The sequence below is a fragment of the Pseudomonas sp. ASL7 genome (assembly GCF_056680375.1).
Map to the genome: position 1 here is coordinate 144267 of NZ_CM155279.1, position 25574 is coordinate 169840.

25 protein-coding genes and 1 pseudogene are annotated in these 25574 nt (G+C 58.9%); 23 read left to right on the top strand and 3 right to left on the bottom strand.

The window, feature by feature from the left end; translation table 11 throughout:
- The first annotated feature begins 4 nt into the window (after positions 1–4).
- The 15 genes from fliH to flhB all read left to right on the top strand — a co-directional run bounded on the left by fliH (position 5) and on the right by flhB (position 13047).
- Positions 5–799 carry a flagellar assembly protein FliH gene (gene fliH / locus AC1MDT_RS00655; RefSeq protein WP_480420239.1) on the top strand — a complete coding sequence of 265 codons (795 nt, stop codon included), beginning with the start codon at positions 5–7 and terminating at the stop codon, positions 797–799.
- A complete protein-coding gene (gene fliI / locus AC1MDT_RS00660; RefSeq protein WP_414906099.1) occupies positions 789–2147 on the top strand; it encodes a flagellar protein export ATPase FliI in 1359 nt (452 codons plus the stop codon). Before fliH ends, fliI begins: the two co-directional genes overlap by 11 nt.
- A gap of 6 nt (positions 2148–2153) precedes the next feature.
- The gene (gene fliJ / locus AC1MDT_RS00665) at positions 2154–2603 is read left to right on the top strand and encodes a flagellar export protein FliJ (protein WP_480420240.1); all 450 of its coding nucleotides are present in this window, start codon (positions 2154–2156) and stop codon (positions 2601–2603) included.
- 208 nt (positions 2604–2811) lie between these two features.
- A complete protein-coding gene (locus AC1MDT_RS00670) occupies positions 2812–3117 on the top strand; it encodes an STAS domain-containing protein (protein ID WP_480420241.1) in 306 nt (101 codons plus the stop codon).
- Entirely contained in the window at positions 3114–4829 is a 1716-nt protein-coding gene (locus AC1MDT_RS00675) for an ATP-binding SpoIIE family protein phosphatase (protein WP_480420242.1), read from the top strand. Before AC1MDT_RS00670 ends, AC1MDT_RS00675 begins: the two co-directional genes overlap by 4 nt.
- Before the next feature lie 30 nt (positions 4830–4859).
- On the top strand, positions 4860–5228 hold the full coding sequence (locus AC1MDT_RS00680) for an Hpt domain-containing protein (RefSeq protein ID WP_480420243.1): 369 nt from the start codon (positions 4860–4862) through the stop codon (positions 5226–5228).
- Positions 5229–5311: 83 nt separating this feature from the next.
- Positions 5312–6718 carry a flagellar hook-length control protein FliK gene (locus AC1MDT_RS00685; RefSeq protein WP_480420244.1) on the top strand — a complete coding sequence of 469 codons (1407 nt, stop codon included), beginning with the start codon at positions 5312–5314 and terminating at the stop codon, positions 6716–6718.
- 918 nt (positions 6719–7636) lie between these two features.
- Positions 7637–8137 carry a flagellar basal body-associated protein FliL gene (fliL, locus tag AC1MDT_RS00690; RefSeq protein WP_480420245.1) on the top strand — a complete coding sequence of 167 codons (501 nt, stop codon included), beginning with the start codon at positions 7637–7639 and terminating at the stop codon, positions 8135–8137.
- A gap of 9 nt (positions 8138–8146) precedes the next feature.
- The gene (gene fliM, locus AC1MDT_RS00695) at positions 8147–9115 is read left to right on the top strand and encodes a flagellar motor switch protein FliM (RefSeq protein WP_201118848.1); all 969 of its coding nucleotides are present in this window, start codon (positions 8147–8149) and stop codon (positions 9113–9115) included.
- Between the two features lie 52 nt (positions 9116–9167).
- The gene (gene fliN, locus AC1MDT_RS00700) at positions 9168–9626 is read left to right on the top strand and encodes a flagellar motor switch protein FliN (RefSeq protein ID WP_414906091.1); all 459 of its coding nucleotides are present in this window, start codon (positions 9168–9170) and stop codon (positions 9624–9626) included.
- Positions 9627–10094: a flagellar biosynthetic protein FliO gene (gene fliO / locus AC1MDT_RS00705; protein ID WP_480420246.1), complete on the top strand. Its 468-nt coding sequence runs from the start codon at positions 9627–9629 to the stop codon at positions 10092–10094.
- Positions 10094–10852: a flagellar type III secretion system pore protein FliP gene (gene fliP / locus AC1MDT_RS00710; RefSeq protein WP_480420247.1), complete on the top strand. Its 759-nt coding sequence runs from the start codon at positions 10094–10096 to the stop codon at positions 10850–10852. The genes fliO and fliP overlap by 1 nt, the downstream gene beginning before the upstream one ends.
- On the top strand, positions 10849–11118 hold the full coding sequence (fliQ, locus tag AC1MDT_RS00715) for a flagellar biosynthesis protein FliQ (RefSeq protein ID WP_480420248.1): 270 nt from the start codon (positions 10849–10851) through the stop codon (positions 11116–11118). Before fliP ends, fliQ begins: the two co-directional genes overlap by 4 nt.
- A gap of 9 nt (positions 11119–11127) precedes the next feature.
- Complete coding sequence (fliR, locus tag AC1MDT_RS00720) at positions 11128–11904, top strand: flagellar biosynthetic protein FliR (protein WP_480422888.1); 777 nt, start codon at positions 11128–11130, stop codon at positions 11902–11904.
- Between the two features lie 3 nt (positions 11905–11907).
- Positions 11908–13047: a flagellar biosynthesis protein FlhB gene (gene flhB / locus AC1MDT_RS00725; RefSeq protein WP_480420249.1), complete on the top strand. Its 1140-nt coding sequence runs from the start codon at positions 11908–11910 to the stop codon at positions 13045–13047.
- A 125-nt stretch (positions 13048–13172) separates the two neighbouring features.
- Here flhB and AC1MDT_RS00730 read toward each other — a convergent pair whose 3' ends face one another.
- Both AC1MDT_RS00730 and AC1MDT_RS00735 read right to left on the bottom strand, forming a co-directional pair.
- Positions 13173–13526, bottom strand: coding sequence for a DUF6124 family protein (locus AC1MDT_RS00730; RefSeq protein WP_480420250.1), 354 nt, complete (start codon positions 13524–13526; stop codon positions 13173–13175).
- Between the two features lie 582 nt (positions 13527–14108).
- Positions 14109–14798: a transposase gene (locus AC1MDT_RS00735; RefSeq protein WP_480420251.1), complete on the bottom strand. Its 690-nt coding sequence runs from the start codon at positions 14796–14798 to the stop codon at positions 14109–14111.
- A gap of 123 nt (positions 14799–14921) precedes the next feature.
- On the opposite strand from AC1MDT_RS00735, the pseudogene AC1MDT_RS00740 reads away from it, so the two are divergent.
- Positions 14922–15164: pseudogene (locus tag AC1MDT_RS00740) on the top strand (EscU/YscU/HrcU family type III secretion system export apparatus switch protein); the annotation flags it as partial.
- Positions 15165–15193: 29 nt separating this feature from the next.
- On the opposite strand, the gene AC1MDT_RS00745 reads toward AC1MDT_RS00740, so the two are convergent.
- Positions 15194–16252: an RHS repeat-associated core domain-containing protein gene (locus AC1MDT_RS00745; protein ID WP_480420252.1), complete on the bottom strand. Its 1059-nt coding sequence runs from the start codon at positions 16250–16252 to the stop codon at positions 15194–15196.
- A gap of 500 nt (positions 16253–16752) precedes the next feature.
- On the opposite strand from AC1MDT_RS00745, the gene flhA reads away from it, so the two are divergent.
- The 7 genes from flhA (at position 16753) to AC1MDT_RS00780 (ending at position 25562) form a co-directional block, all read left to right on the top strand.
- The gene (gene flhA / locus AC1MDT_RS00750) at positions 16753–18882 is read left to right on the top strand and encodes a flagellar biosynthesis protein FlhA (protein ID WP_480420253.1); all 2130 of its coding nucleotides are present in this window, start codon (positions 16753–16755) and stop codon (positions 18880–18882) included.
- Positions 18883–18893: 11 nt separating this feature from the next.
- A complete protein-coding gene (gene flhF / locus AC1MDT_RS00755) occupies positions 18894–20222 on the top strand; it encodes a flagellar biosynthesis GTPase FlhF (protein ID WP_480420254.1) in 1329 nt (442 codons plus the stop codon).
- Positions 20223–20338: 116 nt separating this feature from the next.
- On the top strand, positions 20339–21169 hold the full coding sequence (gene fleN / locus AC1MDT_RS00760; protein WP_008001746.1) for a flagellar synthesis regulator FleN: 831 nt from the start codon (positions 20339–20341) through the stop codon (positions 21167–21169).
- Entirely contained in the window at positions 21166–21906 is a 741-nt protein-coding gene (gene fliA, locus AC1MDT_RS00765) for an RNA polymerase sigma factor FliA (RefSeq protein WP_480420255.1), read from the top strand. Before fleN ends, fliA begins: the two co-directional genes overlap by 4 nt.
- Before the next feature lie 167 nt (positions 21907–22073).
- Positions 22074–22445: a chemotaxis response regulator CheY gene (locus AC1MDT_RS00770; protein WP_003183998.1), complete on the top strand. Its 372-nt coding sequence runs from the start codon at positions 22074–22076 to the stop codon at positions 22443–22445.
- Positions 22446–22467: 22 nt separating this feature from the next.
- Positions 22468–23256, top strand: coding sequence for a protein phosphatase CheZ (locus AC1MDT_RS00775; protein WP_480420256.1), 789 nt, complete (start codon positions 22468–22470; stop codon positions 23254–23256).
- A gap of 47 nt (positions 23257–23303) precedes the next feature.
- Entirely contained in the window at positions 23304–25562 is a 2259-nt protein-coding gene (locus tag AC1MDT_RS00780) for a chemotaxis protein CheA (protein ID WP_480420257.1), read from the top strand.
- The last annotated feature ends 12 nt before the right edge of the window (positions 25563–25574 follow it).

The window sequence follows — 25574 nt, forward strand, 5'->3', positions numbered from 1 at the left end:
CACTATGTCGTCCAAACATGATGAGTCCCAGACCGACCTGATCCGTGCCAAGGACGTCGGTGGTTTCGATGTCTGGTCGCTGCCCAGTTTCGACCCGTTCGTGCCGGAGCCTGAACCTGAGCCCGAGCCTCCACAAATGGAAGAAGTGCCGCTGGACGAAGTCCAGCCACTGACCCTTGAAGAACTCGAAAGCATTCGCCAGGAAGCCTACAACGAAGGCTTCGCCACTGGCGAAAGAGAAGGCTTTCACAGCACCACGCTCAAGGTCCGTCAGGAAGCCGAAGTGGCGTTGACGGCCAAAATTACTAGCCTGGAGCAGTTGATGGGCCACCTGTTCGAGCCTATCGCCGAGCAGGATACCCAGATTGAAAAGTCGTTGGTCGACCTTGTGCAACACATCACCAAACAGGTGATTCAGCGCGAACTGGCCATTGACTCGACCCAGATCGAGCACGTCATGCGCGAAGCGCTCAAACTCCTGCCGCTGGGGGTGGGCAATGTGCGGCTGTACATCAATCCACAGGATTTCGAACAGGTCAAAGCCCTGCGCGAACGCCATGAGGAAACCTGGCGCATCGTCGAGGACGAGGCCCTATTGCCGGGTGGTTGCCGGGTCGAGACCGAGCACAGTCGCATCGATGCCACAGTCGAAACCCGTGTTACGCGGGTCATGGACAAACTGTTCGATCAGTTGCACGAGCAGGCGCTGCACCCGGCCACGTCGGATCTGAGCCTGGAATTGCCGATCGACGACAAGCCAGCGGTTGCGCCAGCACCGGACGCTTCCGATGCGCCTTGATCGCACCAGCTTCGCCAAGCGCCTCGGCAGTTACGCCGAGGCTACGGAGTTGGCCGGCGCACCGATCCTCGAAGGCCGCTTGTTGCGCATGGTCGGCCTGACCCTCGAAGCCGAAGGCTTGCGCGCCGCCATGGGCAGCCGCTGCATGGTCATCAACGACGACAGCTATCACCCGGTACAAGTCGAAGCCGAAGTCATGGGCTTCTCTGGCAGCAAAGTCTTCCTGATGCCGGTTGGCAGCGTCGCCGGCATCGCTCCCGGTGCCCGTGTGGTTCCGTTGGCCGACACCGGTCGCTTGCCGATGGGCATGAGCATGCTCGGGCGGGTGTTGGACGGCGCCGGTCGTGCGCTGGACGGCAAGGGCGGGATGAAGGCCGAAGACTGGGTGCCGATGGATGGCCCGACCATCAACCCGCTCAAGCGCGAACCGATCAGCGAGCCGCTGGACGTGGGCATTCGCACCATCAATGGTTTGTTGACGGTCGGTCGTGGTCAACGGCTTGGGCTGTTCGCCGGTACGGGCGTCGGCAAGAGTGTGCTGCTGGGCATGATGACTCGCTTCACCGAGGCCGACATCATCGTCGTGGGCCTGATCGGTGAGCGGGGTCGTGAAGTTAAAGAGTTCATCGAGCACATCCTCGGTGAAGAAGGGCTCAAGCGTTCGGTCGTGGTTGCATCACCGGCGGACGATGCGCCGCTGATGCGTCTGCGGGCGGCCATGTATTGCACGCGCATCGCCGAGTATTTTCGCGACAAGGGCAAGAACGTCCTGTTACTGATGGACTCCCTGACCCGTTTCGCCCAGGCCCAGCGGGAAATTGCCTTGGCCATCGGCGAGCCACCCGCGACCAAGGGTTATCCGCCATCGGTGTTCGCCAAGTTGCCCAAGCTGGTGGAGCGGGCCGGTAACGCCGAGAAGGGCGGCGGCTCGATCACCGCGTTCTACACCGTATTGTCCGAAGGCGATGACCAGCAGGATCCGATTGCCGATGCGGCGCGGGGCGTGCTCGACGGGCACATCGTCCTGTCCCGGCGTCTGGCCGAGGAGGGGCATTACCCGGCCATCGACATCGAGGCGTCCATCAGCCGGGTCATGCCGTCGGTGGTGTCGCCGGAGCACATGATGCGTGCCCAATACTTCAAGCAACTGTGGTCGCGCTATCAACAGAGTCGAGACCTGATCAGTGTCGGTGCTTATGTCGCCGGCGGTGATCGGGAGACCGACCTGGCGATTTCCCTGCAACCGCAGTTGGTCAAATACCTGCGCCAGGGCCTGAACGACAGCATTAGCCTGGGTGAAAGCGAAGCCTATCTCGGCTCGATCTTCGCCCCTGCGGCCGGGGGCTAATCGATCATGGCCCAGAGTCGGGCAGGGCGCTTGGCGCCGGTGGTCGAAATGGCCGAAAAGGCCGAAAAAACGGCCGCCCAGCGGTTGGGGCACTTTCAGGGCCAGGTGCGCCTGGCCGAAAGCAAGCTCGCCGACCTTGAAGCGTTTCGCCTCGATTATCAGGAACAATGGATCGTGCGCGGCAGCAGCGGTGTGTCGGGGCAATGGCTGCTGGGTTATCAAGGCTTCCTTGCGCAACTGGGCACCGCCATCGATCAGCAGCGACAAAGCCTGGTTTGGCATCAGAACAATCTGAGCAAGGCGCGGGAATCCTGGCAGCAGGCGTTTGCTCGGGTCGAAGGCTTGCGCAAGCTGGTTCAACGCTACGCGTATGAAGCGCGGCAGCTGGAAGACAAGCGCGAGCAGAAGCTGCTGGATGAGTTGTCTCAGCGGTTGCCGCGCCAGGATCCGTATTGATTGTTTGGCGGTGGCAATGCCCCCCCTGTAGGAGCAGCCGGTCGACGCTCGATTGCTCGCGATGGTCGTCAACGATAACGCTGTTTTCCTGATACCCCCGTGCGCGCTCAGGTTCATCGCGAGCAAGCTCGCTCCTGCACTTGCCCCCATCTGCGCCAAATGCTAAACCTTGTACACGTACGTTCCCCCAAGACAAGGAAGCCGTTCAATGTCAGTCGTTACCGAAGTCTCCCAGGATGGGCAAAAGCTGACGATATCGATCAAGGGACGATTCGATTTCGCCAAGCATCAGGAATTTCGCGAGTCCTACGAAAACCTTGCGCCAAAGCCCCAGTCCTTCGAGGTGAACTTGAAAGACGCCACCTACCTCGACAGTTCAGCGCTGGGCATGCTGTTGCTATTGCGTGATCACGCTGGTGGCGAGAGTGCCGAGGTCACATTGAGCAACGCCAATGCCGATGTGCGCAAAATTCTCGCCATCTCCAACTTTGAACAAATATTCGACCTGGCATGAGCGTCCAGCTTCCCCCGTTCGAGTCGCTGACGATACTGATCGCAGAAGACAGCGCGGCCGATCGCATGCTGTTGTCGAGTATCGTTCGTCGCCAGGGCCATCAAGTGCTCACGGCGGCAAACGGTGCTGAAGCGGTCGAAGCGTTTCGCCAGCAACGTCCGCAATTGGTGTTGATGGACGCGATGATGCCGGTGATGGATGGTTTCGAGGCGGCGCAACAGATCAAGGTGCTGGCCGGGGAAACCCTGGTGCCGATCATCTTTCTGACCTCGTTGAGCGAAAGCGAAGCGCTGGCCCATTGTCTGGAGGCCGGGGGCGATGACTTTTTGGCAAAGCCTTACAACCAGGTAATCCTCGCTGCCAAGATCAAGGCGATGGACCGCTTGCGGCGCTTGCAGGCCACCGTATTGCAGCAGCGCGACCAGATCGCCAGGCACCACGACTACCTGCTCAATGAGCAGCGTGTGGCCAAGGCCGTGTTCGACAAAGTGGCCCACTCCGGTTGCCTGAGTGCCCCGAATATTCGCTACCTGCAATCGCCCTATGCGTTGTTTAACGGCGACCTGCTGCTGGCTGCGTTCACCCCGGCCGGCGACATGCACGTGCTGCTCGGCGATTTTACTGGCCACGGGTTGCCAGCGGCGGTCGGGGCTATGCCCCTGGCCGAAGTTTTTTACGGCATGACCGCCAAAGGTTACGGCTTGTCAGAAACCTTGCGCGAGATGAATGCCAAGCTCAAACGCATCCTGCCGGTGGACATGTTCTGTTGTGCAACGTTGCTGTGCCTGAGCTTTCAGCGGCGCTCGGTGGAAGTCTGGAATGGTGGCATGCCGGACGGTTACCTCCACAGTATTGCCAGTGACACGCGGACGCCGCTCAAAGCGCGCCATTTACCACTCGGCGTGCTGAGCCCGCAAACGTTTGATGACCGCACTGAAGTGTTTCCCATGGCGGTCGGGGATCGGGTCTTCCTGTTGTCCGACGGAGTGATCGATACCTGCGACGTAAACGAGCAATTATTCGGCGTAGAGCGCTTGCAGCAGGTGTTTGCAGCCAATCGCCACCCTGATGAGCTGTTCGAAGAGATCGAACAGGCGCTACGGGACTTTCGCGGTGAGGCTCGTGACGATGTCAGTATGGTCGAAGTCCGGTTGCTGGAAGCTGCGCAGCTTAGTCCGCCGGCCCTGGTCTATTCCGACAGCGGTCAGTCCTGCCCGCTGGACTGGTCGGTGAGCTTCGAGTTTCGCGCCGCCACGCTCAAACGCTTCAATCCGCTGCCGTATCTTCTGCAATTGCTGCTTGAGGTCCATGGTCTACGGGCCCAGAGCGGAGCGCTTTACAGCGTGCTGGCTGAACTTTACTCCAATGCGCTTGAGCATGGTGTGCTGGGTCTGGACTCAAGTCTCAAGCGCGATGCCTCAGGTTTTTCTCGCTATTATCAAACGCGTAACGCGCGCCTGGACGCGTTGCAGGATGGCTATGTGCGGGTGAATTTGCAGGTGGCGCCAAAGGGCGAGGGCGGTTGCCTGACGATTCGTGTCGAAGACAGTGGCCAGGGATTCGATGTGGCGAAAGTGATGGCGCGGCCCCTCGATGGCATCCGTTTGTCTGGGCGCGGGGTCAGTCTTGTTCGCCAACTGGGCCGCAACGCCAGCTGGTCCGACGAGGGTCGAAGTGCCCGCGTGGAATTTTTCTGGGAGGCTCTGGCATAATCCACGCATTCTTGATCAAGGAGTGAGCAAGTGGCTAACCCACATCTGGACCGAAACGTACTGAGCGCATTGCAGGAAGTCATGGAGGATGAGTATCCGACGTTGCTGGATACCTTTCTCGCCGATTCCGAAGAGCGTTTGAATCTGTTACGCAACACTGACGATGCCGCGCAGCTCATGGAAACTGCCCATAGTTTCAAGGGTAGCAGCAGTAATCTGGGCGCGATTCGCTTGGCCGAGTTGTGCCATGGGCTTGAGCAGCGGGCCAAAAACGAAGGTCTCGTCGGTATTGCACAGCTCGTCGGTGAAATCGACCGTGAATTTGCCATCGTGCGACCACTCTATGAGGCAGAGCGCCAGCGCTCTCTCGCAGCCCATCCCACCGTTCGGCGCTATTAGCACCAATTGGAAAAAGCTGGCTCGACCTTTGCAGTAATCTCCCTCAACTGTACCTACGATCCCAGTGCAGCGGAGCCCGTGTCATGCCCGTTACCCCCAATACCCTTCTTCAGGCTGCCGCGCAGGCCAAGACTCAGGCCAAGACTCAGGCCGCCTCCGCCAATACCCCGGCGCTGGCCGCTGAGCCTGCGGACAAGGCCTCCAGCTTCGCCAAGCTCTACGCCAATCATGCCCAGATCAAACCCTCCGCCGTGAACAACGAGCCGGCAAAGCCGGTACGTGATCACGCCCCGGACCGTAACGGCAAAAAAGACGTCTGCCACGACAAGTCTGCCGCCCCGGAACCGGCGGTTGCCGATAGCGGCAATTCCTTGCCCGCCGATAAACCGGCGCCGGCCGACGGCCAGACCGCGAGCAATGATGCGTCGAATACACCTGATACGCCGGTGACCGATGCCGCGCCTGTTGACCCGGCGCTCGATCCTGCGTTGATGCAGGTAGTACAGTCGGCGGTTGCAGCGCCAGTGACGACCACTGCGCCAGTGACGACCGCCGCACCCGTGGCGGCCACCGAGCAACCACCGGTCGTTGCGGCTGCAACGCTCCCCCCTGCATCCTCGCCAACGACCGGTGCCGCAACTGATACCACTTTCGATCCCGAAGCCGATCCCCTCGACGCGCTGCCGGCCCTGCGCATGGCCATGGAGCAGAGCGGGCACGTTTCCGCCTCCAGCCAGGCACAGCCTAAAGCGCCGCCGACCTCGGCTCAGACCCAGGCCGACGGTGATCTGACCTCGGCGCAAAACTTTGCTGCGGGTATGGCGACCATGCTCGATGTCAAAGCCGACAAAGACAGCACCAGTCAGGGCGGTGACAAAGCATTCAGCGGGCTGATCGATGACGGTCTCAAGGACCTGAAGTCGGCCAGTAGCGATACCCGTGTCGACGATTTTGCCAACCGTCTGGCGGCGCTGACACAGGCCGCCACGCCGAAAACCGCCAATGCAGTGCCGGTTAACCAGCCGATCGCCATGCATCAGAGTGGCTGGACCGAAGAAGTGGTGAACCGGGTCATGTACCTGTCCAGCGCTAATCTCAAGGCGGCCGATATCCAGTTACAACCGGCCGAGCTGGGGCGCCTCGACATTCGGGTGAACATGATTCCGGACCAACAGACCCAAGTAACGTTCATGAGTGCGCATGCAGGTGTTCGTGAAGCGCTGGACGGCCAGATGCACCGCTTGCGTGACATGTTTGAGCAGCAAGGCATGGGCCAGGTCGACGTCAACGTTTCCGATCAGTCCCGTGGCGGGCAGGGACAGGGACAGGCGCAGGGACAGGCGCAGCAGGGCCAAGGCCAGGGCGGGCGCACCAGCGCCAGTGGTGGTCGAGTTGATTCCATGGATGAAGCGGTCGCCTCGAACGTTGCTGAAGTAACAGCAACGACTACCAGCGTGATCGGCTCCAGCGCCGTCGACTACTACGCCTGATCCACCCCCCTGTAGGAGCGAGCCTGCTCGCGATGGTCGCCAACGATACCCCGCCAAACCTGACACCCCGCGGCGGCCTCGGGCTTTTCGCGAGCAAGCTCGCTCCTACATGGCATTTGGCTTCAGCGCCGCCGATTATTACGCCTGATCCCCCCTGTAGGAGCGAGCCTGCTCGCGATGGTCGCCATCGATAACCCGCCAAACCTGACACCCCGCGGCGGCCTCGGGCTTTTCGCGAGCAAGCTCGCTCCTACAGGGCATTTGGCTCCAGCGCCGCCGATTATTACGCCTGATCCACCCCCCCTGTAGGAGCGAGCCTGCTCGCGATGGTCGCCAACGATAACCCGCCAAACCTGACACCCCGCGGCGGCCTCGGGCTTTTCGCGAGCAAGCTCGCTCCTACATGGCATTTGGCTTCAGCGCCGCCGATTATTACGCCTGATCCCCCCTGTAGGAGCGAGCCTGCTCGCGATGGTCGCCATCGATAACCCGCCAAACCTGGCACCCCGCGGCGGCCTCGGGTTTTTCGCGAGCAAGCTCGCTCCTACAGGGCATTTGGCTCCAGGGCTGTCGATTACAACGCCTGGTCCACCCCCCCCCCTGTAGGAGCGAGCCTGCTCGCGATGGTCGCCAACGATACCCCGCCAAACCTGACACCCCGCGGCGGCCTCGGGTTTTTCGCGAGCAAGCTCGCTCCTACATGGCTTTTGGCTCCAGGGCTGTCGATTACAACGCCTGATCCACCCCCCCCCCTGTAGGAGCGAGCCTGCTCGCGATGGTCGCCAACGATAACCCGTCAAACCTGACACCCAGCGGCGGCCTCGGGCTTTCGCGAGCAAGCTCGCTCCTACATGGCATAACACTTGCTCTTGCCTTGCCGTGCGACTGTGAAAACCCGAATAGTGACGGATTATTGGCATGGCGAAGAGCGACGCAGCAGTAAAAGATCCCGCAACCAAAGGCAAACTCAAGCTGATCATAGTGATCGTGGTGGCCCTGCTGCTGGCGATCGGCTTGTCCGTGGGGGCGACCTGGTTCTTCATGCACAGTGCCCAGAGCAAGCCGGTCGTCGCGGCTGATACAGCGTCTGTTGGCAAGCAACCCGCGATTTTCGAGCCCATGGCCCCGGCCTTCGTGGCCAACTACAACCAGAACGGTCGTCAGCGTTACATGCAGGTGAGCATCACCCTGCAGGGGCGCAATCAGGCTGATCTGGATGCGCTCAAAGTCCACATGCCGGTGATCCGCAATAACCTGGTCATGCTGTTCTCCGGCCAGGACTTCGCCACCCTGGCGTCGCCGGTAGGCCAGGAAATGTTGCGTCAGAAAGCCACGGCCAGCGTCCAGGAAGTGGCGCAGAAAGAACTCGGCAAAGTGGTGATCGAACAGCTGCTTTTCACTAATTTCGTACTGCAGTAGGAACACGACATGGCCGTGCAGGACCTGCTGTCCCAGGATGAGATCGATGCGCTGTTGCATGGCGTCGACGATGGTCTGGTTCAGACCGATATCGCTGCCGAACCCGGCACCGTTAAAAGCTACGACCTGACCAGCCAGGATCGCATCGTCCGTGGACGCATGCCGACCCTGGAAATGATCAACGAGCGTTTCGCCCGCTACACCCGCATCAGCATGTTCAACATGCTGCGCCGCTCGGCGGACGTTGCCGTCGGTGGCGTGCAGGTGATGAAATTCGGCGAGTACGTGCACTCGCTGTACGTACCGACCAGCCTCAACCTGGTCAAGATCAAACCGTTGCGCGGCACTGCGCTGTTCATCCTCGACGCCAAACTGGTGTTCAAACTGGTGGACAACTTCTTTGGCGGCGACGGCCGTCACGCGAAGATCGAAGGGCGTGAATTCACCCCGACCGAACTGCGTGTGGTGCGTATGGTGCTGGAACAGGCCTTCGTCGACTTGAAGGAAGCCTGGCAGGCGATCATGGAAGTGAACTTCGAGTACATCAACTCGGAAGTAAACCCGGCCATGGCCAACATCGTCGGTCCAAGCGAAGCGGTTGTCGTGTCGACGTTCCACATTGAGCTCGATGGCGGTGGCGGTGATCTGCACGTAACGATGCCGTACTCGATGATCGAGCCGGTGCGCGAAATGCTCGACGCCGGCTTCCAGTCGGACCTCGACGATCAGGACGAGCGCTGGGTCAACGCCTTGCGCCAGGACGTGCTGGACGTCGACGTGCCAATCGGCGCCACGGTCGCCCGTCGCCAGCTGCGTCTGCGGGACATCCTGCACATGCAGCCGGGGGACATTATCCCGGTCGACATGCCGGAAGAAATGATCATGCGCGCCAACGGCGTTCCTGCGTTCAAGGTCAAGATGGGCTCGCACAAAGGCAACCTCGCGTTGCAAGTGATCGAGCCGATCGAGCGCCGCTGATTCGCTTTAACTGACCGCACCTTATTGAATTTTTGCCCGCCGAGGACAAATGATGGCTGACAATATGAATACCCAGGACGACCAGGCGCTGGCCGATGAATGGGCTGCGGCCCTGGAAGAAACAGGCGATGCCGGCCAGGACGACATCGATGCCTTGCTGGCTGCCGACGCTGCCGGTTCGCGGTCCAACCGTCTGCCGATGGAAGAGTTCGGCAGCGTGCCGAAGAACAACGACCCGGTCAGCCTGGAAGGCCCGAACCTGGATGTGATTCTCGACATTCCAGTGTCGATTTCCATGGAAGTCGGCAGCACCGAAATCAACATCCGCAACCTGCTGCAGCTCAACCAGGGTTCGGTGATTGAGCTCGATCGTCTGGCCGGTGAGCCGCTCGACGTACTGGTCAATGGCACACTCATCGCTCACGGCGAAGTGGTCGTGGTCAACGAGAAGTTCGGCATTCGCCTGACTGACGTGATCAGCCCAAGCGAACGCATCAAGAAGCTGCGCTAAGTGAAAAAAGTTCTGGGTTCTTTGCTGGGGTTAGCGCTGGCGTTGCCGTTCAGCGTGCTGGCTGCCGAGCCGATGGCTAACGCAGCCGCCGCGGCCACCACGGCGGCTGCGCCTGCGGTCAGCAGCGGTGTGGCCGGGCAATTGACGCAGTTGGTATTCGGCTTGCTGCTGGTGCTGGGGTTGATCTTCTTCCTCGCCTGGCTGTTGCGCCGGGTCCAGCAGGCCGGGCCTGCCGGTAAAGGGCAGGTGATCGAATTGATCGGCTCCCGCGCGCTCGGCCCTCGTGACCGATTGGTGCTGGTGCAAGTGGGCAACGAGCAGATTCTGCTCGGCCTGAGCCCCGGCACCATCACCGCGTTGCATGTGCTCAAGGAGCCGGTGCAAGTGCCGAGCACCGAGAAGGCGACACCCGAGTTCGCCCAGCGCCTGATGGAGCTGTTGGGCAAGGATCAGAAGGATAAGAAGTAATGGGTGCGCTACGCATCGTCTTGACGCTGGCCCTGATGCTGGCGGCGCCGTTGGTATTCGCCGCCGATCCGTTGTCGATTCCGGCGATCACCCTGGGCACCAACGCCAATGGCGCTCAGGAATACTCGGTCAACCTGCAAATCCTGCTGATCATGACTGCGCTGAGTTTCATTCCAGCGTTCGTCATGCTGATGACCAGTTTTACCCGGATCATCATCGTCTTCTCGATTTTGCGTCAGGCCCTGGGCCTGCAGCAGACGCCATCGAACCAGATCCTCACGGGCATGGCGCTGTTCCTGACCCTGTTCATCATGGCGCCGGTGTTTGACCGGGTGAATCAGGACGCCTTGCAGCCCTATCTCGCGGAAAAAATGACCGCTCAGGATGCCGTGGCCAAGGCGCAGGTGCCGATCAAGGGCTTCATGCTCGCCCAGACGCGCAGCAGCGATCTGGAGTTGTTCATGCGCTTGTCCAAACGCACCGATATCGCGTCGCCGGACCAGGCGCCGTTGACCATTCTGGTCCCGGCATTCGTCACGTCCGAGCTGAAAACCGCGTTCCAGATCGGTTTCATGATCTTCATTCCATTCCTGATCATCGACCTGGTCGTGGCCAGTGTGCTGATGGCCATGGGTATGATGATGCTGTCGCCGCTGATCATTTCCCTGCCGTTCAAAATCATGCTGTTCGTGCTGGTGGATGGCTGGGCATTGATTATCGGCACGCTGGCGAGCAGTTTCGGCGGTGTTTCGCCATGACCCCGGAAGTTGCGGTAGACATCTTCCGGGAAGCGCTGTGGCTGACCACCATGATGGTTGCGGTGCTGGTGATCCCGAGCTTGCTGGTCGGTTTGCTGGTGGCGATGTTCCAGGCCGCCACCCAGATCAACGAACAAACCCTGAGCTTTCTGCCGCGCTTGCTGGTGATGCTGGTGACGCTGATCGTGGCTGGCCCGTGGATGTTGCAGACCTTCATGGAGTACATCCTGCAGTTGTACGGCAGTATTCCTCAGGTCATTGGCTAAGCCATGTCGCTGCTGCAACTGACCGATACCCAGATCGGCACGTGGGTGGCAACGTTCATGTTGCCGCTGTTTCGCGTCGGCTCCCTATTGATGGTCATGCCGGTGTTTGGTACGACCCTGGTGCCCAAGCGCGTGCGTCTTTACCTTGCACTGGCGATTACCGTGGTGATTGCGCCCGGCCTGCCACCGATGCCGCCGGTCCATGCATTGGACTTGAGCGGCCTGCTGCTGATTGCCGAGCAGATTCTCGTCGGCGCGGTATTGGGGTTCTCCCTGCAGCTGTTCTTCCAGGCCTTTGTGGTCGCCGGGCAAATCATCGCGATTCAGATGGGCATGGGCTTCGCGTCCATGGTCGACCCTACTAACGGCGTGTCGGTGGCGGTGATCGGGCAGTTTTTCACCATGCTCGTGACGCTGATGTTCCTGTCGATGAATGGCCATCTGGTGGTCTTCGAGGTCCTCACCGAAAGCTTCACTACATTGCCCGTCGGCAGCGGCTTGATGGTCAATCACTACTGGGAACTGGCCGGCAAACTGGGCTGGGTGCTCGGGGCAGCGTTAATGCTGGTGCTGCCGGCGGTCACCGCGCTGCTGGTGGTCAACATCGCCTTTGGCGTGATGACCCGGGCGGCACCGCAGCTGAACATCTTCTCCATTGGCTTCCCGCTGATCCTGGTACTGGGGCTGGTTATTCTCTGGGTCGGGCTGGCGGACATTCTCAATCAGTATCAACCGCTGGCCGTCGAGGCCTTGCAGTTTTTACGCGAATTGGCGCGGGCGAGCTGAGTCATGGCTGAGAGTGAAAGCGGTCAGGACAAAACAGAAGACCCCACGGACAAGCGCAAAAGTGACTCTCGTGAGAAGGGTGAGGTTGCGCGTTCCAAGGAACTCAATACCCTGGCGATCATGCTGGCCGGTGCCGGCGCTCTGCTGATTTTCGGCGGCGCACTGGCTCAGGACATGATGGAGGTCATGCGGATTGACTTCTCGCTCTCGCGGGAAGTCATACTGGATCAGCGCAGCATGGGCACCTTCCTGCTGCACTCCGGGTGGATCGCGCTGGTGGCCATTCAGCCGGTGATGATCACCTTGCTGTTGGCCGCGCTGATTGGCCCGATCTCGCTCGGCGGCTGGCTGTTTGCAGCGGGCTCCATGGCGCCGAAGTTCAGTCGCATGAACCCTGGCCCGGGGCTCAAGCGAATGTTCTCGACCAAGGCCCTGGTGGAATTGCTCAAGGCCCTGGCGAAGTTTTTCATTGTGTTGTTCGTGGCACTGGCGGTGTTGTCCTCAGACATTGACGACCTGCTGCGCATTGCCCATGAACCGCTGGATCAAGCGATCACACACAGCCTGCAAGTGGTTGGTTGGAGCACCTTGTGGATGGCCTGCGGCCTGATCATCATCGCCGCCGTCGACGTGCCCGTGCAGCTGTGGGAGAGCCACAAGAAACTGCTGATGACCAAGCAGGAAGTGCGCGACGAGCACAAGGATCAGGAAGGGCGGCCGGAGGTCAAACAGAGGATTCGCCAGTTGCGGCGCGAAATGTCCCAGCGCCGGATGATGGCGGCGATTCCCAAAGCGGATGTGGTCATCACCAACCCGACCCACTACGCCGTGGCGCTCAAGTACGACCCGGACAAGGGCGGGGCACCGACGTTGATTGCCAAGGGCAGTGATTTCCTGGCCCTCAAAATCCGCGAAATCGCCGTGGCGAATGAAGTGTTGTTGCTGGAGTCACCGGCGCTGGCGCGGTCGATCTATTACTCCACCGAGCTTGATCAGGAAATCCCCGGGGGCCTCTATCTCGCCGTCGCCCAGGTGTTGGCCTACGTCTACCAGATTCGACAGCACCGGGCTGGCAAGGGCAAGCGTCCGGATCCGCTCAAGGACGATTTGCCGATTCCGCCGGATTTGCGCAGAGATTCCTGATACAGCGATAAATCCTGTAGGAGCGAGCTTGCTCGCGATGGTGTGTCAGACACATTGATGTCAACTGACACACCATCGCGAGCAAGCTCGCTCCCACAGGGGATTGCCTCGGCTCAAGGCATTCGCTAGCCCTGCGGATCGATGTTATCCAGCGCGCGATTCACCGTCAGTTCTCCCAGCATGATGATCTGCTGAATCGCCAGCATCGTATTGCGCTGCGGCCCCTCCAGACATCCCGCGAAATCACTGGCCAACACACTCGCCGAAGCCAGGGACTCACAGGCATGCGCCAGCAGGCTTTCGGTATCGATGCCGGGCGCAATGACGAACATCGTGCTGGGCTTTCGCGTGGTGGCGTTTATGCGGGCGGACAGGTTGACGAAGTCATCGAGCGCGCGGTCGGCGGCTTCGTGGAGTTTTTGCGGATCGATTGAGGGGGAGTCGTCGGCTTTCGGCGGGTTGGGTGTTGGTTTGAACATGGATGAAACTCCAGGTAAGACATAAGGAGCCATCACCCTCGCTACCAAACGAAGGGTGGCGGCCATACGCAGGTTGGTAGACCGGTTACCTGGAGCAAAAGCCCGGCGCGTCCGAGGACGCCCTACGCATGACCACCATAAAAACAGAAGACGAAGAAGCATCTGCATTACGTTGTATTATGCGACAGGTAACCGGGCTACCAAACCCGATCGCTGTTTTTCAGCGACCCGGCAACGATAGAACCCGGCCCTTAGACGCACAAGCCGGCGGATTCTGGCGTAGTCGTAGGCAGTGGCGCAAGGATGTGTAGGCTCTATAGGTATCTGGAGATGTCGATTAAACATAAATGTTTAAAATCAAAAGATCGCAGCCTGCGGCAGCTCCAAGTGTTCATCGATCCCCTGTAGATACCGTCTTGAACCTCACCGAGCAAGCGCCAGTACCGGGCTGGCAAGGGCAAGCGGCCTGATCCATTGAAGAATGATTTGCCGACTCCGCCTGATTTAGGGCGGAACTCCTAGAACTGGATGTTTAGTTGATTGATGTCTCTAAAATTCAAGAGGTAAAGGGGACGGATTTATTTACATTGCAGGCCTGCCTTGCCCTCGACCAATTATTCGAAGCCCTGTGATGTGTTCGATTTCATCTACGAAACGGGAAGTCCCTGTCAGCTGCCCGCGCTGAAGAGCATCTCTTATTAGCTCCACCTCGCCACTCGGAGCGACCTGCTCTACAAATTCTTTGTAGCGATTACGGCGAACGAGCTCAGTATCGCCAAGCGCTTGAAAGCAGGGGTCGATATCCAACCAGTTATTTTCTGCAGGCTCTATCACGCGAAGACGGTAGCTTGACCACGGATAGTTCTCTGCTCGCGACACGATATGAGCCCTCACGGGGTTCAGCTCAATATATCGGCTGCACGCCAGAAGATAGGTGTCAGATTGAACAACACTGGATTTGTAACGACTCTCCCATAGGGTGCCCGATCGTCCTTCCAGCTTATTACGATAGCGAGTCATGCGAGCCGCGAGGGCTTTCATCAGTTGACCCAGGCTTGATGCAGTGTCACCAGGGGCAAGCAAAAGATGGACATGATTGGTCATCAAGCAATAAGCATAAACGCTTACACCAAAGGCCTCTTTTAGCTCGCGCAGATCGGAGAGATAGTATTCAAAATCACCTGCATCAGCGAAAACGACCTGTCGATTATGGCCTCGCTGTACGACATGGTGGGGGTAGTTGGGCAGCACAACGCGTCCTATTCTGGGCATACATTTTCCTACTTCCTTGTAGTGATCAGTAGAGATTAGTGGGAGCGAATACCTCCGTTCCTTTTTGTTGTTAGTAAATTTTTCAATTTCTTTGCTGTTAAAATAAATCTGTCCCCTTTTCTACTGAAGATTCGTGAAATTGCGGTGGCGAATGAAGTGTTGTTGCTGGAGTCGCCGGCGTTGGCTCGGTCGATTTATTACTCCACGGAGCTGGAGCAGGAAATTCCGGGTGGGCTGTATCTGGCGGTTGCTCAGGTGCTGGCTTACGTCTACCAGATTCGACAGCACTGCGCGGGCAAGGGCAAGCGGCCGGATCCGTTGAAGGATGACTTGCCGATTCCGCCGGATTTGCGGCGGGATTCGTAGTAGCGTGATATATCGTTCGATGAGCGAATTTACCTTACTAGGATTGGGTCATAATCACGAAGGGCTGGTGAATCGGGATGAACCCCTCTTATTTCACCATTCAGAGCTTTTGCTTTTAGATCTATTATTGCTTGCTTATTGTAAGTGCCTCTTAATTTCCATTCGGCATTTAGGTAGTTTGCCATATTTACAGTGTCGTCGATCATTGGAAGCATTCCGGTGTTGTGCAGCTTTTTTAAAGCTTTGCCTTCTAACATGGAATAGCTCAGTTCTTGAAGGGTTGCTTTTGGATTGATCATTTTTAGCTCGCCATGTTTATCTTGGATTTCTATCCAGTTAGGGAAGCTGCGCTCGGTCATCTCTTTCATTGGGAGGGGGGTGCGATTAGGGTCTGCAGATATTAGGTATTTATTGCGTTGTAATTTTTTAGCAGTGGGAGTCGTTGTTGCAGGTTTTTTGAGATGATTGAGCATTGTTGTGGATTTTACTTCTTTTTGTATATTGATGCGTTTTAGTAAGCTTTGCATTAGGTTTGATGCGTCGGCGAAAAAAGAAATGTGTCCGTTGGGATCGCTAAGATTGACTGGGTCTCCCAAGCAGTACGTGTACGCGTTCAGTCCACCCTTCCCAAACGGACTCAAACTATCCGGACTATTAAATCGCAACAACACGGGATTAAACGCCCGATACCCATTCCCCAACAAATAATGCCCAGTCACTGGATCCGGCCGTTCGCCGTTGAACCCGAGCAGGCTGAGTAACCCGTTTTCAACGGAGCGGTGGCCATAGGGCGCATAGGCGATGGATTGTCGTGGATAATTGGTCTTAAGCGCGTGCAACACCGAACGCTGTTGATCGGTGGCCAGCAGCGTGGCATCGAGTGCTTCGCCCTCGCTCTGCTGTTGCGCCAGCAGGTGGTCACCGTGCTGGAATATCGAATATTGGTTCGCGCCCTGGATCTCGGTGGCCAGCCGGCTTTTGCAATAAAAGCGTTGGCACCCGGGCGTACTCGGCAGCTCATTGGCGATCAGCCGGTCGAGGGCGTCGTAGCGATATTGGCAGAGCGGAGTTTCGTGCTGTGAGGGCATGAGTGAGTGCTCCAAAGGTCCGAAGGACTGGCACTCAGTATTGGCGGTTTCGCAAGGGTTGGGTACTAGCAGAACTGATAGGTTCGCTGGGGTTTGCCCGTTCGATTGGCTTCTGCGTCGAGCTTGGCTCACCGGATAGGCAGCACGATTCCCGAGCGACGCTTGTAGCAGCTGCCGAGCCCGCGAGGCTGCGTTCGAGGACGAAGTCCTCGCCAGGATTTCACGACTGCTGCGCAGCCGGACGCAGCCTCGCAGGCTCGGCAGCTGCTACATGAGGTAAGCCGTGAGTCCAGACATTCCTGTTCTCCAAATCAAAAGATCGCAGCCTTCGGCACCTACAGTGAAATGCGTACACCTGTAGCTGCCGAAGGCTGCGATCTTTTTTGTCTGCGAAATCCCGCTATTTAAAACCCCGCCTAAAGTTGGAAAGCTTCTTGCAGTACCCGCTCTGCGCCTGCTTGTGGCGTCAAAAGATTGCTTTAAAGGAACGGGGAAAACCGGTGGATCGCTCTCAGTTACTCAACAGTGCCCGCACCAACGTTGCCGACTTAAGTCGGGGCAATCTGGGCGTGCCGTTGTTGCTGCTGGTCATGCTGGCGATGATGATGTTGCCGGTGCCACCGTTCCTGCTCGACGTGTTTTTCACGTTCAACATTGCGTTGTCGATTGTCGTGTTGCTGGTCTGTGTCTACGCCTTGCGGCCGCTGGATTTCGCGGTGTTCCCGACCATTCTGCTGATTGCGACACTGTTGCGACTGGCGCTGAACGTGGCCTCCACGCGGGTGGTGATGCTGCACGGGCAGGACGGCCATGCCGCAGCCGGCAAGGTGATCCAGGCCTTCGGCGAGGTGGTGATCGGCGGTAACTACGTGGTCGGTATCGTGGTCTTCGCGATTTTGATGATCATCAACTTCGTCGTGGTGACCAAGGGTGCCGGGCGGATTTCCGAGGTGAGCGCACGCTTCACCCTCGATGCGATGCCCGGCAAACAAATGGCGATCGACGCCGACCTGAACGCCGGTTTGATCGATCAGAACCAGGCCAAATTGCGCCGGATGGAAGTGGCTCAGGAAGCCGAGTTCTACGGTTCCATGGACGGTGCCAGCAAATTCGTGCGCGGTGACGCCATTGCCGGCCTGCTGATTCTGTTCATTAACCTGATCGGCGGCATGGCGGTGGGTATCTTCCAGCACGGCATGGGCTTCGCCGACGCCGGCAAGGTTTACGCGCTGCTGACCATCGGTGACGGTTTGGTGGCGCAATTGCCATCACTGCTTTTATCCACAGCTGCAGCGATCATGGTGACGCGTGCTTCCGGTTCGGAAGACATGGGCAAGCAAATCAATCGCCAGATGTTCGCCTCGCCCAAAGCGTTGGCGGTGGCTGCTGGCTTGATGGCGGTCATGGGCCTGGTGCCCGGCATGCCGCACTTCTCCTTCCTCAGCATGGCAGCCCTGGCGGCAGGCGGTGCGTACCTGTTCTGGAAGAAGCACAACATCGTCAAGGTTCAAGCCCTGCAAGAGGTCAAGCGTCAGCAGGAACTGTTGCCTTCGCCGGCCCGCGCTCAGGAAACCAAGGAGCTTGGCTGGGACGACGTCACCCCGATCGACATGATTGGCCTGGAAGTCGGCTATCGCCTGATTCCTCTGGTGGACCGCAACCAGGGTGGCCAGTTGCTGGCGCGGATCAAAGGCGTGCGCAAGAAGCTTTCCCAGGATCTGGGCTTCCTGATGCCGACCGTGCACATCCGTGACAACCTCGACCTGGCGCCGAGTGCTTATCGGCTGACGCTGATGGGGGTGATCCTGGCCGAAGCGGAGATTTACCCGGATCGCGAACTGGCGATCAACCCTGGGCAAGTCTACGGTTCGCTCAATGGCATCACCGCCAAAGATCCGGCTTTCGGCCTGGAGGCGGTCTGGATCGAGGTCAGTCAGCGTTCCCAGGCGCAATCACTCGGTTATACGGTGGTCGATGCCAGTACGGTGGTGGCCACGCACTTGAACCAGATTCTGTACAAGCACTCCAGCGAGCTGATCGGTCACGAAGAAGTGCAGCAACTGATGCAGTTGCTGGCGAAAAGCTCGCCGAAACTGGCGGAAGAGCTGGTGCCGGGCGTGGTTTCGCTGTCGCAATTGCTCAAGGTGTTGCAAGCGCTGTTGGCGGAGCAAGTGCCGGTACGCGACATTCGCAGCATTGCCGAAGCAATCGCGAACAATGCCGCCAAGAGTCAAGATACTGCCGCATTGGTGGCCGCGGTGCGCGTTGGCGTCTCGCGCGCTATCGTCCAAAGCATTGTAGGGACTGAGTCCGAGCTGCCAGTTATCACCTTGGAGCCAAGGTTGGAACAGATATTGCTCAATAGTCTTCAGAAGGCAGGACAAGGCTCGGAAGAAGGCGTTCTGTTGGAACCAAGCATGGCAGAGAAGCTGCAACGCTCGTTGATCGATGCGGCACAGCGTCAGGAAATGCAAGGTCAACCGGTGATTCTGCTGGTAGCCGGTCCGGTTCGCGCCATGCTTTCGCGATTCGGCCGACTGGCAGTCCCGGGTTTGCATGTGTTGGCTTACCAGGAAATTCCTGACAACAAGCAAGTGACCATCGTTGCGACAGTAGGGCCCAACGGCTGAGGTAGTGGTTTATGCAAGTTAAGCGTTTTTTCGCCGCCGATATGCGTCAGGCCATGAAACTGGTTCGTGATGAGCTGGGCGCTGACGCCGCTATCATTGGCAATCGCCGGATCGCCGGTGGTGTCGAGTTGACGGCTGCCCTGGATTACAAGTTGTCGGCGCTGGCACCGCGTGTTCCGAACATGGAACTCGAAGACGAGCTGCGCAAGACCCAATCGCGGATCGTGACCGCCCAGGCCGAACTGAGCCTGCGAGGCGACGGCGAGAGCGACAATAGCACCAACCGCCAGTTGTTCGCCGGCCTGCCGCTGACCGCTGCCGAGCCATTGATCGAACCGACATACACCCAACCCCGTCGTCCTGCGCCGGCCCCTGCACCGGCCTCATCCGGTGTGGATCCTCGGGCGTTCGACTCGATGCGTTTCGAGCTCAATAGCCTGCGCGAGTTGATGGAAGTACAGCTTGGCTCCTTGGCGTGGAATCAGCTGCAAGGCAGCCGTCCGGCCCAGGCTAACCTCTGGCGTCGCCTGCAACGCATCGGCCTGTCCGGCCCGTTGTCGCGCGATTTGCTGGCGATGATTACCGACATTGAAGAGCCCCGCCAGGCCTGGCGCATGTTGCTGGCGTACCTGGCGCGAATGATCCTCACACCGGAGATCGAGCCTCTGGAAGAGGGCGGTGTGATTGCCATGGTCGGTCCTGCCGGTATGGGCAAGACCACCACCCTGGCCAAACTGGCCGCCCGCTACGTGCTCAAGTACGGCGCGCAAAACATCGCACTGGTGAGCATGGACAGCTACCGTATCGGTGCTCAGGAACAGCTCAAGACCCTCGGCCGGATCCTCAATGTGTCGGTGACACACGTCGACCCGGGCCAGTCGCTGGTTCAGGCGCTGGATCCATTGCTGCGCAAGCGCGTGGTGCTGATCGATACCGCCGGCCTTCAGGCCAGCGACCCGGCACTGCGCATGCAGCTCGAAAGCCTCGCGGGTCGTGGCATCAAATCGAAAAATTACCTGGTTCTGGCAACCACCAGCCAGAAACAGGTTCTAACGGCCGCTTATCACAGTTACAAGCGCTGCGGGCTGGCCGGGTGCATCCTGACTAAACTGGATGAAACGGCAAGTCTGGGCGAGGTGTTGAGCCTGGCCATCAGTCATGAATTGCCGGTGGCGTACCTGACCGATGGCCCACGGATCCCGGATGATTTGCATCTGCCGCGCCGTCATCAGTTGGTCAGTCGCGCCGTGAGTGTGCAAATGCAGGAAGAACCCAGCGAAGAAGCCATGGCTGACATGTTCGCTGATATTTACCACAGCCCGACCAAACAGGTCGGCTGAGGTAGTAATGAACAGTTTTTATACCTACATCGATGGTCTGCCATGCATTGTTCCATCTGTGAACGCGCAGCCAGTAATGTGGCCTCCGTCTATGCAAGACAAGGTAAAGAAATAACATGGGCAGCATGCATCCCGTACAGGTGATCGCGGTGACCGGCGGCAAAGGTGGCGTCGGCAAGACTAACGTGTCAGTGAATTTGTCACTGGCCCTGGCTGAACTCGGCCGTCGCGTCATGCTGTTGGACGCCGACCTGGGTTTGGCGAACGTCGACGTCCTGCTGGGACTGACACCCAAACGCACCCTGGCCGACGTGATCGAAGGCCGATGTGAGCTGCGCGACGTTCTGTTGCAGGGCCCTGGCGGCATCCGCATCGTCCCGGCTGCGTCCGGCACCCAGAGCATGGTTCATCTGAGCCCGGCTCAACACGCCGGCCTGATCCAGGCGTTCAGCGATATCGGCGACAACCTCGACGTATTGGTGATCGACACGGCCGCGGGCATTGGTGATTCGGTGGTCAGTTTCGTCCGCGCCGCGCAGGAAGTCCTGCTGGTGGTGTGCGATGAACCGACTTCGATCACGGACGCCTATGCACTGATCAAACTGCTTAACCGCGATTACGGCATGAACCGCTTCCGCGTCCTGGCCAACATGGCCCAGAGCCCGCAGGAAGGTCGCAATCTGTTCGCCAAGTTGACCAAGGTCACGGATCGCTTCCTCGACGTCGCCTTACAATACGTCGGTGCAGTGCCATACGACGAAAGCGTGCGCAAGGCCGTACAGAAGCAACGTGCCGTCTATGAGGCGTTCCCGCGTTCCAAGTGCTCTCTGGCGTTCAAGGCCATTGCGCAGAAGGTTGATACGTGGCCGCTGCCTGCCAATCCCCGCGGGCATCTGGAGTTTTTTGTCGAGCGCCTCGTGCAACAAACGGCAGGACCGGTTCTATGACAGCCAGCGGTTACAACTTCTACAAGAAGTCGGCACGTGACGCGCAGTACGAGCTGATCGAGCGTTACGCGCCACTGGTTAAACGCATTGCTTACCACTTGCTGGCCCGTCTGCCGGCCAGTGTCCAGGTCGAAGACCTGATCCAGGCCGGGATGATCGGTCTGCTGGAAGTATCGAACAAATACGACCCCAGCAAAGGCGCGAGTTTCGAGACGTACGCGGGCATTCGAATCCGCGGCGCAATGCTCGATGAAGTCCGCAAGGGGGATTGGGCGCCACGTTCGGTCCACCGCAATACCCGGATGGTCAGCGACGCAATTCGCTCGATTGAAGCTAAAACCGGTCGTGACGCTAAAGATCACGAAGTTGCGGCCGAACTCCAATTGAGTCTCGACGATTATTACGGGATTTTGAACGACACCCTGGGTAGCCGCTTATTCAGTTTCGACGATCTGTTGCAGGACGGCGAACACGAAGGGCTGCACGAGGATGGCGCAAGTGCTCATCTCGAGCCGTCACGCGATCTGGAAGATGAACGCTTCCAGGCGGCGCTGGCGGACGCGATTGCCAATTTGCCGGAGCGTGAGCGACTGGTGTTGGCGCTGTACTACGACGAAGAGCTGAATCTGAAGGAAATCGGTGAGGTCCTGGGGGTCAGTGAATCGCGGGTCAGCCAGTTACATAGCCAGTGCGCGGCCCGTTTACGGGGGCGTTTGGGGGAGTGGCGAGCGCGCTGAAGGCAGTGTGGGGACACTGCGAACGTGGCTGGTGTGGTGTTGAACTGCGCCGGTCTCGATCTGTTGTGCTCCAGACAGTCATTGAGTGCTTTGCCAGATTGATTGAAATGGCGCGTCCAGGTGCTGGGCGCGTTTAAGACTGCTTGGAGGTCGAATTGGACAAGAACATGAAAATCCTCATCGTTGATGACTTCTCAACGATGCGGCGGATCATTAAAAACCTGTTGCGTGACCTTGGGTTCACCAACACGGTCGAGGCCGACGATGGCACCACTGCCATTCCGGTTCTTAACAGCGGGAGCATCGACTTTCTGGTAACGGACTGGAACATGCCTGGCATGACCGGTATCGATCTGCTGCGCCACGTGCGCGCCGATGAAAAGCTCAAGCACCTGCCGGTGCTGATGGTTACCGCTGAAGCCAAGCGCGAGCAGATCATCGAAGCGGCCCAGGCCGGCGTTAACGGCTATGTGGTCAAACCCTTCACGGCCCAGGCGTTGAAAGAAAAAATCGAGAAGATTTTCGAACGCATCGGTTGATGGACTGCGCCACGGGGGAGCTATGGAGCATAAAGAATCTTCACTGGGCGATTTTGAATCGACCCTGAAAAAACACGCGGTCGAATTGGTCGAGAGCCTTGAAAAAGGCAAATTCGGCGACGCTGTGCAATTGATCCATGAGCTCAATCAGACCCGTGACCGCGGCCTGTATCAGGAAGTGGGCAAGCTCACCCGGGAGCTGCATAGCGCGATCGTCAATTTCCAGATTGACCCGACCATGCCGCAAGCCGAGGAAGTCTCGCAGATCACTGATGCCACGGAGCGTCTGGGCTACGTGGTCAAGCTGACCGAGGCGGCGGCCAACCGCACCATGGATCTGGTGGAAAACGCCACGCCGCTGGTCAACAGCCTGAGCGAAGAAGCCCAGGCCTTGAGCACGGACTGGGGGCGGTTCATGCGTCGCGAAGTCGGTGCGCAAGAGTTCCGCGAACTGGCCCGGCGCGTCGACGGTTTCCTGACGCGCAGCCGTGAAGACAATCGCGTCGTGTCGAGCAATCTCAACGACATTTTGCTCGCGCAGGATTACCAGGACCTCACCGGCCAGGTGATCAAGCGTGTGACCCAATTGGTCACCGAAGTTGAAAGCAACCTGCTCAAGCTCGTGCTTATGGCCAGTCAGGTAGATCGCTTTGCGGGCATCGAACATGACCGTGAAGCGATACTTGCAGAAAAAGATCCACAAAAACATCTCTCTCAGGGTGAAGGTCCGCAGATTCATGCCGATAAAAGAGAAGACGTTGTGTCCGGTCAGGACGATGTGGACGATTTGCTATCCAGCCTAGGGTTTTAGAACTTTAGGTATTTTAGGTTTTTAGACCTGTTAGGAGCACACCCTTAATGAGCTTCGGCGCCGATGAAGAGATCCTTCAGGATTTTCTGGTTGAGGCCGGCGAGATTCTAGAGCAACTGTCCGAACAGCTGGTCGAGCTTGAAAGTCGACCTGATGATGCGGACTTGCTCAATGCAATTTTTCGCGGTTTTCACACTGTAAAAGGGGGCGCCGGCTTCCTCCAGCTCAACGAGCTGGTGGAGTGCTGTCACATCGCCGAGAACGTGTTCGACATCCTGCGCAAGGGTGAGCGTCGCGTCGACTCGGAACTGATGGACGTGGTTCTCGAAGCGCTGGACGCGGTGAACAGCATGTTTACCGAAGTCCGCGAACGCAGCCCGATCACGGCTGCAACGCCTGAATTGCTCGCAGCGCTTGCCCGTCTGGCCGAGCCGCAAACCGCTGATGAGTCGGCGCCGGTTGCCGAAGTCTTCGAAGCGCCTGTCGCTGAAAGCGAGTCGGGCGACATCACCGATAACGAATTCGAACAACTGCTGGACTCGCTGAATGCCGTCAAGGCACAAGCCGAGGCCCCCGTGGTGGCTGCGCAGCCTGCTTCGCTGCCTGCCGGCAATGCAGCCGCCAGCGACGAAATTACCGATGCCGAGTTCGAGTCGTTGCTCGATCAACTGCACGGCAAAGGCCAGTTCGCCGTCGATGCGATAGCCGCACCCACCGCACCCGCGGCTGCCCCGAAAGCGGCAGGCGACAGCTCCGACATTACCGACGACGAATTCGAGGCACTGCTCGATCAGTTGCACGGCAAGGGCAACTTTGCGGTCGACGCGCTGGAGTCGGCCATTGCCGCGGTGCCGACCCCGGCCGCGCCCGCCGCAGCGGCGGCGGGCAGCGATCTGATCTCCGATCACGAATTCGAATCGCTGCTCGACGAATTGCATGGCAAAGGCAAGTTCACTGAAGTCGGTAGCGCTTCGGCGACTGCCTCTGCTGTTGCTTCAGTGCCGGCTTCTGTTGCCAAGGCTGCACCGAAACCGGTGGCCAAGGCGCCCGAGCCTCAAGCCGAAACAGCGAAGCCTGCTGCAGCGGCTCCGGCCCGTGCACCGTCCGCGCCGCCCGCCGAAAAGCCGGCCAGCGAAGCCGAGACCACGGTTCGGGTCGATACGGCGCGTCTCGACGAAATCATGAACATGGTCGGCGAGTTGGTACTGGTGCGTAACCGTCTGGTTCGTCTGGGCGCCAACAGCGCTGATGAGGCCATGTCCAAGGCCGTGTCGAACCTCGACGTGGTCACGGCTGACCTGCAAACCGCGGTCATGAAGACCCGGATGCAACCGATCAAGAAGGTTTTCGGGCGCTTCCCGCGCCTGGTTCGCGACCTGGCTCGCCAGCTCAAGAAAGAAATCAACCTGGAATTGGTCGGCGAAGAAACCGATCTCGACAAAAACCTTGTCGAGGCGCTGGCCGATCCGCTGGTCCACTTGGTGCGCAACGCGGTCGACCACGGCATCGAGTCGCCGGAAGAGCGCGAAGCCTCGGGCAAGTCCCGCGGCGGCAAGGTGATCCTTGCGGCGGAGCAGGAAGGCGACCACATCCTGTTGTCGATCTCCGATGACGGCAAAGGCATGGACCCGAACGTCTTGCGATCCATCGCAGTAAAACGCGGTGTGATGGACAAGGACGCGGCCGATCGCCTGAGCGATACCGAGTGCTACAACCTGATTTTCGCGCCAGGGTTCTCGACCAAGACCGAGATCTCCGACGTGTCGGGCCGTGGCGTCGGCATGGACGTGGTGAAAACCAAGATTTCCCAGCTCAACGGTTCGATCAATATCTTCTCGGCCAAGGGGCAGGGCTCGAAGATCGTCATCAAGGTCCCGTTGACCCTGGCGATCATGCCGACGCTGATGGTCATGCTCGGCAATCAGGCGTTTGCGTTCCCGCTGGTAAACGTCAACGAGATTTTCCACCTCGACCTGTCGCGCACCAACGTGGTGGACGGTCAGGAAGTGGTGATCGTGCGGGACAAGGCGCTGCCTCTGTTTTACCTCAAGCGCTGGCTGGTCAGCTCCGCCGCTCACGAAGAGCAGCGCGAAGGCCATGTGGTGATCCTTTCGGTGGGCACCCAGCGAATCGGCTTCGTCGTCGATCAGTTGGTGGGCCAGGAAGAAGTGGTCATCAAGCCATTGGGCAAAATGCTCCAGGGAACTCCGGGCATGTCCGGCGCCACCATTACCGGTGACGGCCGCATTGCACTGATTCTCGATGTTCCGAGCATGCTCAAGCGTTACGCCGCACGGCGTATTTGATTCTGGCGGGGC

Coding starts and splice junctions, on each gene's coding strand:
- fliH (WP_480420239.1), top strand. CDS start 5: ATGTCGTCCAAACATGATGAGTCCCAGACCGACCTGATCCGTGCCAAG.
- fliI (WP_414906099.1), top strand. CDS start 789: ATGCGCCTTGATCGCACCAGCTTCGCCAAGCGCCTCGGCAGTTACGCC.
- fliJ (WP_480420240.1), top strand. CDS start 2,154: ATGGCCCAGAGTCGGGCAGGGCGCTTGGCGCCGGTGGTCGAAATGGCC.
- AC1MDT_RS00670 (WP_480420241.1), top strand. CDS start 2,812: ATGTCAGTCGTTACCGAAGTCTCCCAGGATGGGCAAAAGCTGACGATA.
- AC1MDT_RS00675 (WP_480420242.1), top strand. CDS start 3,114: ATGAGCGTCCAGCTTCCCCCGTTCGAGTCGCTGACGATACTGATCGCA.
- AC1MDT_RS00685 (WP_480420244.1), top strand. CDS start 5,312: ATGCCCGTTACCCCCAATACCCTTCTTCAGGCTGCCGCGCAGGCCAAG.
- fliL (WP_480420245.1), top strand. CDS start 7,637: ATGGCGAAGAGCGACGCAGCAGTAAAAGATCCCGCAACCAAAGGCAAA.
- fliM (WP_201118848.1), top strand. CDS start 8,147: ATGGCCGTGCAGGACCTGCTGTCCCAGGATGAGATCGATGCGCTGTTG.
- fliN (WP_414906091.1), top strand. CDS start 9,168: ATGGCTGACAATATGAATACCCAGGACGACCAGGCGCTGGCCGATGAA.
- fliP (WP_480420247.1), top strand. CDS start 10,094: ATGGGTGCGCTACGCATCGTCTTGACGCTGGCCCTGATGCTGGCGGCG.
- fliQ (WP_480420248.1), top strand. CDS start 10,849: ATGACCCCGGAAGTTGCGGTAGACATCTTCCGGGAAGCGCTGTGGCTG.
- flhB (WP_480420249.1), top strand. CDS start 11,908: ATGGCTGAGAGTGAAAGCGGTCAGGACAAAACAGAAGACCCCACGGAC.
- AC1MDT_RS00730 (WP_480420250.1), bottom strand. CDS start 13,526: ATGTTCAAACCAACACCCAACCCGCCGAAAGCCGACGACTCCCCCTCA.
- AC1MDT_RS00735 (WP_480420251.1), bottom strand. CDS start 14,798: ATGCCCAGAATAGGACGCGTTGTGCTGCCCAACTACCCCCACCATGTC.
- AC1MDT_RS00745 (WP_480420252.1), bottom strand. CDS start 16,252: ATGCCCTCACAGCACGAAACTCCGCTCTGCCAATATCGCTACGACGCC.
- flhF (WP_480420254.1), top strand. CDS start 18,894: ATGCAAGTTAAGCGTTTTTTCGCCGCCGATATGCGTCAGGCCATGAAA.
- fleN (WP_008001746.1), top strand. CDS start 20,339: ATGGGCAGCATGCATCCCGTACAGGTGATCGCGGTGACCGGCGGCAAA.
- fliA (WP_480420255.1), top strand. CDS start 21,166: ATGACAGCCAGCGGTTACAACTTCTACAAGAAGTCGGCACGTGACGCG.
- AC1MDT_RS00770 (WP_003183998.1), top strand. CDS start 22,074: ATGAAAATCCTCATCGTTGATGACTTCTCAACGATGCGGCGGATCATT.
- AC1MDT_RS00775 (WP_480420256.1), top strand. CDS start 22,468: ATGGAGCATAAAGAATCTTCACTGGGCGATTTTGAATCGACCCTGAAA.
- AC1MDT_RS00780 (WP_480420257.1), top strand. CDS start 23,304: ATGAGCTTCGGCGCCGATGAAGAGATCCTTCAGGATTTTCTGGTTGAG.